The organism is Natrinema gari JCM 14663 (assembly GCF_000337175.1).
GTDB classification, from domain to species: domain Archaea; phylum Halobacteriota; class Halobacteria; order Halobacteriales; family Natrialbaceae; genus Natrinema; species Natrinema gari.
The window spans coordinates 1-1,498 of sequence record NZ_AOIJ01000081.1 but is presented as its reverse complement, the minus strand read 5'-3'; the positions used below and the strand labels follow the sequence as shown (position 1 = coordinate 1,498).

Here is a 1,498-nt window from a genome sequence, read left to right as displayed (position 1 = left end):
GGTCGGACCCCGAACCGACGGCGTTCGACCGAGCCGTCGACCGGTGTTCCGCTGTGACCGCGCTCGAGCCGGCGACGCTCGTCGTCCTCGCACTCGGCGCGGTCGCGGTCGGGGTCGCGGGGGTGACAACGGCGACGATCGGTGGTCCCGTCGCGACTGCCGGCCTGGGAATCGTCGGCGGCGGCGTTCTCGTGGCGCTGTTCTTGCTGCTACAGTAACTCGTCGGCCACCGGCTACCAGCGCGAGACGGCGGCTTCTCGGGTCGGCGAGCGAGAACCGGAGTCGGGGTCGCAGTGGCACCGGTCGGTCGTCACTCGTCGACCCGCGTCGCTTCCAGGGCACCCTCGTCGTCGAACCGTTTGGCACGGAGGTACCGCGCTCGGTAGCGGTTCGCACCGTCGTAGACGTCGGCCTCGCGGATCTCGTCGGTGCGGTCCTCCGCGACCGCGTCGATCAGTTCCTCGAGTTGGTTCAGTTCGCTCGTCGTCAACTCGAGTTCGTAGGTGTGCTCGTTCTCGGACTCGAGGGTGGCCCACTTGCGGGCGGCGGCGACGACGAGCGAACACGGCTCGCGACAGGGGAACGGCCCATCGCCGCCGTCGACAGCGAGGTCGTCGCCCTCCTCGTACTGCCACTCCCGACGGCGGAGACACTGGGAATCGACACAGCAGGCCTCGGCCAGCCACGCGACGGCTTCGCGGGGGAGTTCGTCGATCACGTCGTAGATGCCCGTCTGTCGCTCGGCGGTCTCGAGCCAGTGGTCGATGTCCAGGTTCCCGCACAGTTCGCGGTGCCAGTTGGCGATCGTCGCGGGATAGAAGCACTCGACCGTCTCGACGAGTTCCGCGCCCGAGAGGCCGGTAAAGGCCCAACCACTGGGCAGCGTCGGCGCGGTCTTCAGCGGGCGGTAGCGGCCGTCGTCGTCGTACGTCGCGAGGTCGCGTGCGTCGCGTGGGTCGTCGTGGATCTCGAGGTCGGCAAGATCGCTGCCGGCGTCTTCGACGTGCCAGAGATCGTAGACGCGCTCGCCGTTGGGAGCGTCGATATCGACGAAGCGGGCCGTAATAGAGAGCTGTCCCCACTCGCGGTCGATGCCGTCCCGGAGCGCGTCGTACCGGTCCGTGACGCCGAGTGTATCCGGGCGGTCGTCCGCGTCGGCAGCCCAGGAGCCGGTCGTCGCCTCGCCCGGGTCGGCGTCCGCCAGCGGCGCGCGCTCGCACCACCGGAGGAAAGCCCGACGGGCGGTCCCCTCACCGCCGACGGTCTTCTGCCAGTAGCGCCAGTTCGTAACGTACGCCGCCGCGGAGTCGAGTGCTTGTCGGAGTGTGGCGTCGTCGAGTCCGGTCCACTCGTTGTCCGGCGTCTCGAGCGTGTACTCGCCGTCCGTTTCCGTAACGGACAGGCCGTCGAACGCGACGCCGTCGGACGCGCGGTCGAGCAGCGTCTCGATGTCGTCGGTCGCTACCGTCACGCGTCAGCTGTCTCTTATACACATCTC

Annotated in this window: 2 protein-coding genes; one reads left to right on the top strand and one right to left on the bottom strand. The window is 68.9% G+C overall.

Going from position 1 to position 1,498, the window contains the following annotated elements:
- A partial coding sequence (locus tag C486_RS22505; RefSeq protein ID WP_008458553.1) for a DUF7524 family protein occupies positions 1-218 on the top strand: 218 nt, incomplete at its 5' end.
- Positions 219-310: 92 nt separating this feature from the next.
- Here the strand turns inward: C486_RS22505 and C486_RS17475 are convergent.
- Positions 311-1,471, bottom strand: coding sequence for a DR2241 family protein (locus C486_RS17475; RefSeq protein WP_008458552.1), 1,161 nt, complete (start codon positions 1,469-1,471; stop codon positions 311-313).
- Positions 1,472-1,498 lie beyond the last annotated feature (27 nt).